The following is a 4,326-nucleotide window of genomic DNA, read 5'->3' on the forward strand; positions in this document are numbered from 1 at the left end:
AGATTATCCTTAATTTTTTAGGAATTTATGGCTCCTGCTTACATCGAACTCAGGTCGACAGGAACCGCCAAGACCCCACTGGACTCACCATGCGACGACGGTTAGGTCGCAAATAATATTTTAAGTCCGCACCTCCGAACCCCTAACCCACGTTAATTTAGGGATTGCCTCCAAAGAAGGTTTTAAATCCTGTTGTCAATATAGCTCCTGCGACTAATACGATTAATGCCCATACCTGGCTTGTTTGGGTTCCTTCCACCTTTTTTAGCCTACTATCGATGCCTTCTACTTTCTCTGTTAATTTTGCTTGCCCTACCTCTACTTTAGTCAATCTTTCTTCAATTTTATCTAATTTTACCTCTACTTTCTCAAATTTAGACTCAAATTTTTCATCTATTTTATCCAACTTACTATTAATATCCTTCAATAGTTCTTGTATGGGATAATCGACTTTAATTGGTGTTTGACTCATGAGTTATACTCCTAATATATGTATTTTTTTCTGTCCCCTGATTACTTTTTAGGGGGCTGTTTCTATTTTATGACATTCTCCACTTTTTCTCGACTTTCTTTATCTTTTACTAGAATTTCTTTTCCCCATTTGCTATACTAAAGATAAGGATATAGATAACTACAATCATGGCTAACTTTGATGGGGTAAAAACTAAATGGTTAAATGATTTTTTAGAGGAGAATATCCCCCTAGTTGCTCATTTAACCCCCGATACTCCCAACTGGGAGGATAAGGCTGTTGAATTTGCTAATAAACTAGAGGATACTTTATCTAATCGCCAACTTGTCACCCCGTCACAACAAAAGAATGTTCGTTCTCAAGTTGCATTCGTTCTCCGGCAATATCACCCTCAACATCCTGCTATTGCTCATCCTTACGTCCTTTTATCTTCTTCTACTTATACTCAATTAAATATTGAACAATTACAGAAAACCGATGAACGACAAACTAAGTTCTTTTCAGGAGCAGACGCGATCGCTCTAGTTGATAAGGCAGCTTCTCTGATTGAAAGCAATGACCCCAATGAAGTGGCGGCCGGCTTAGCGGTTCTCATTGGTCGTAGGATTAGTGAGATTCTTATTTCCCAGTTTGAAGAGTGTACCCCTTATTCTCTATGGTTTTCTGAACCGGTCAAGAAAAGTAGCTTGATGCCACCTTTAGAAATCCCTACACTGATTGAAGCCCCCTTAGTTTTGAAAGCGATCGCTCATCTCCGTGATGTTTGGCATATTGATGACCTTATGAACGAAGCCTCTTCAGAACGTCAACTTAAACAGGCTATTAACCGACGATACGAGGATGTACCCAAGGCCGTTCGTCGTCATTATAAAGACTTAATCCCAGGACGAGAAGCCGATAATGATTCTGGGGAAAAACTTTATACTCACATTTTTCGCGCTGTTTATGCTGAGATTGCCTCTTACTTTTATAAACCTTCTACAGTCCCCACTCACCGCTTCAAGGCTGAAATTCAAGGGCATTTCTCCATCAATGCTAATGGTAAGGTTCGTTCTTATACCTCACGCCCTCATTATGACGACTATCTCATTAGCGATCGCCTCCCTGACCAAAACGGTATTAAATTATCGAGGAGTGATGTCTCTGTTCTGTCAGCTTTCTCCAACAAAGATAGCGACAAGGATAATGACAAAGATATTAAAGATAACATACAATTCTCACCCACCGTTATTCCCACGAATCAACTGAATGACAAAAGTGAACCCAGTGAACCCAAAACAAAGATGACAGAGCATATTAACTACGAACTCATGATGACCATGTTGAAACAACAGTATGATTTAGCTGTAGAGAGTAACAAGGAAAAGTATCAAGCTATCATTGAAGGTAAAGACGCTTTACTGGCCCAGAAAGATACTTTAATTGAGGATAAATCTAAACAGGTGGCTTTTTTATCTGAACAGTTACAGTTAGCTAATGAACGAGGTTCGGCTCCATATAATCCTAATTTGTCTGAGGAAAATAAAGAACTTCATCTACAAATTGAAACCCTTAATACTAATGTTCAACAACTTGAGCAAAAGCTTTCTGATACTAAATCTCAACGGGACGACGCACAGAATAAAGTTGCTGAACTTGAAGCTATCATAGAACAATTTAAAACCCTTCTTAATCCTAATCAAAACAGTAACAAGTCCTCTGATACATCTTCAAAAACACCTCGTTCTAAACCTGTTGTTGATCTCGATCTCGATCCTAGAGCGGACACTGTTGACCGTGCCATTAATGCTATTAAAACTTATAATAATGACCCTTTACGTACTAAGAGGGAAAAATGGTATATTTCTAACCCTATGGTAGCTGATTTAATCCGTTCTTCTGGCTTTCAAGTCGCTGGTAAATTCCTTCAAGAATACCTTAGATCTCGCTCTGTTGATCTTGAACAACATCATCGTTATCATCAACTTTCTGTACGTCATAATGCTAAACATGACCAGCCTATTTCTCACTTTATTTCTCTGACTTAATACTTAGAGTGGCGAGATTTAATAGTCACTCCTATCGCTCCTAATGCCCATGAATTCCTTACCTCCACTAATTTGTAGGGACTACCATAATTAAGTATGAATAACAGAAGGTTGAGAATAGAAAAGAGACAGGAGAAGGAAGAGATTGAGAGAATGAGGCATAATAAGGATAAGTTGAAATAGGAACATTGACAATCAGATATAAGTAATCAGCAGTTATTTAAGGGTTAAGTGAGTGATTTAGAGTCCCTTCAACCCACAGAGCGATAAATAAAAGGCGATCGCGGAGTGGCACTGCGCGATTGCTTACGCATCCTTTTCACTCTTCACCACTGCATCTGTGTTAAATTAATAGGCTAGAATCCTCGATAGATAAGGGTTTTAGCCCTCAGCCTGATTTATGACATAGCCATACTCAAAATGAGGAAATCGTTATACTCATACTCGCATTTAATATTCCTATACTCATACTCATGTTTAAGCAAAGTTAAAGAGAAATAATGTTATAATAGGGATAGATAATTAACCGAAGATTGACAATTAAATAAAAATTAATTGGTTGTTTTAAGAGGGCAATAACCCTACTTATAGTCCCATAGACCCCTCAATAAGCGTTTTATAGGCTAAAAGTTTAAGGGGCGTTAGTTACCCTGAGATGATTCAGAGATGAGTATAAAAATAGAAAAATTCACCCCCTTATCATGTTACCTCCGAAACTTGTTACCTATACTCATTATTCGCTTATACTCATACTCACAATTAGTTCTTACTTATACTTTTTATTAATGGATGATTATGTCTTCTGATCTTACCAAAAATCTTACGCAACCTGAAATATATCAACGATTACAAGTCGATTCTGAGAAGTTAAAACAGTTTTGCCAATCTAATTTAATCGCTGAATTAGCTGTTTTCGGGTCAATTTTAAGAGATGATTTTTCTTCCAATAGTGACGTTGACGTACTGATTACTTATCTTCCTGATGCCCCTAGAGGATTGTTAGAGAAAGTTCAACTCAAAGACAAATTCGAGAATCTTTTTCGTCGTCCTGTGGATTTAATTAGCAAAACCAGTATCGAAAATAGTTATAATTGGATTAAACGATCCTCTATTCTTAATTCCTGTGAGGTTCTTTATCGTGCGTGATTTAGGAACTCTATTAGATATTTATCAATCTATTCTTTTAGTTTTCAAATACACGGCTAATATTAATTATGAGCAATTACAAAATAATCCAGAAAAACAGGATGCTATTTTAAGAAGGATTACTATTATTGGAGAAGCAACGAAAAGACTATCACCAGAGTTTAGGCAAGAACACTCTACAATTCCTTGGAAACAAATAGCTGGTATGCGAGACATTATTAGTCATAAATATGATGAAGTTGATTTAGAAGAAGTTTGGACAGTCATTACAGTTAATTTACCAACTTTACACGACTATATTGTTCCTTTATTACCTCGAGAACATCAACAATAACAATAGTTTTTCAGACCCATACCTTTACTTATACTCATTAATCAAGTATAATAATAACAGAGTTTAACTTATACTCATGTCTGACATTAATAGTCTGATTCATTTTTGCCAAAGAGAATCAGAGATTGATTTAACTGGTGCAATTGCCCAAGGGCGAACTGAATGGCTAAAGACCTGGTTATCAGAGCATTTGCCTGAAATTGCTGAATTAGAGGATACTCCCAAAGACCACGATAAAGCTCGTCAATGGGATGCTATGGCTAAGGAGATGATGAAGGGAAGGGGGTTGGTTAACAGGGCAAACGCATCTAAAATGTAGGCAGAATTAAGTTATAATGTGTTCAAGA

The 4,326-nt window shown here is 37.0% G+C and carries 5 protein-coding genes; 4 read left to right on the forward strand and 1 reads right to left on the reverse strand.

All coding sequences use genetic code 11. The features are described from left to right. Positions 1 to 157: 157 nt before the first annotated feature. Positions 158 to 472: a DUF4164 domain-containing protein gene (locus tag P9B04_RS15200; RefSeq protein WP_342055832.1), complete on the reverse strand. Its 315-nt coding sequence runs from the start codon at positions 470 to 472 to the stop codon at positions 158 to 160. A gap of 167 nt (positions 473 to 639) precedes the next feature. On the opposite strand from P9B04_RS15200, the gene P9B04_RS15205 reads away from it, so the two are divergent. From P9B04_RS15205 to P9B04_RS15220, 4 genes are all read left to right on the forward strand, one after another. After that, a complete protein-coding gene (locus tag P9B04_RS15205; protein WP_342055833.1) occupies positions 640 to 2,499 on the forward strand; it encodes a protelomerase family protein in 1,860 nt (619 codons plus the stop codon). Positions 2,500 to 3,294: 795 nt separating this feature from the next. Then, complete coding sequence (locus P9B04_RS15210; RefSeq protein WP_342055834.1) at positions 3,295 to 3,645, forward strand: nucleotidyltransferase family protein; 351 nt, start codon at positions 3,295 to 3,297, stop codon at positions 3,643 to 3,645. Continuing rightward, positions 3,638 to 3,979: a HepT-like ribonuclease domain-containing protein gene (locus P9B04_RS15215; RefSeq protein WP_342055835.1), complete on the forward strand. Its 342-nt coding sequence runs from the start codon at positions 3,638 to 3,640 to the stop codon at positions 3,977 to 3,979. Before P9B04_RS15210 ends, P9B04_RS15215 begins: the two co-directional genes overlap by 8 nt. Before the next feature lie 76 nt (positions 3,980 to 4,055). Next, positions 4,056 to 4,298, forward strand: coding sequence for a hypothetical protein (locus P9B04_RS15220; protein ID WP_342055836.1), 243 nt, complete (start codon positions 4,056 to 4,058; stop codon positions 4,296 to 4,298). Positions 4,299 to 4,326: the final 28 nt, after the last annotated feature.

This window comes from Crocosphaera sp. Alani8 (assembly GCF_038442745.1).
GTDB lineage: Bacteria > Cyanobacteriota > Cyanobacteriia > Cyanobacteriales > Microcystaceae > Crocosphaera.

Excerpts from the sequence above, each read along its gene's own strand:
- P9B04_RS15220 (WP_342055836.1), top strand. The coding sequence starts at position 4,056 with ATGTCTGACATTAATAGTCTGATTCATTTTTGCCAAAGAGAATCAGAG.
- P9B04_RS15210 (WP_342055834.1), top strand. The coding sequence starts at position 3,295 with ATGTCTTCTGATCTTACCAAAAATCTTACGCAACCTGAAATATATCAA.
- P9B04_RS15205 (WP_342055833.1), top strand. The coding sequence starts at position 640 with ATGGCTAACTTTGATGGGGTAAAAACTAAATGGTTAAATGATTTTTTA.
- P9B04_RS15200 (WP_342055832.1), bottom strand. The coding sequence starts at position 472 with ATGAGTCAAACACCAATTAAAGTCGATTATCCCATACAAGAACTATTG.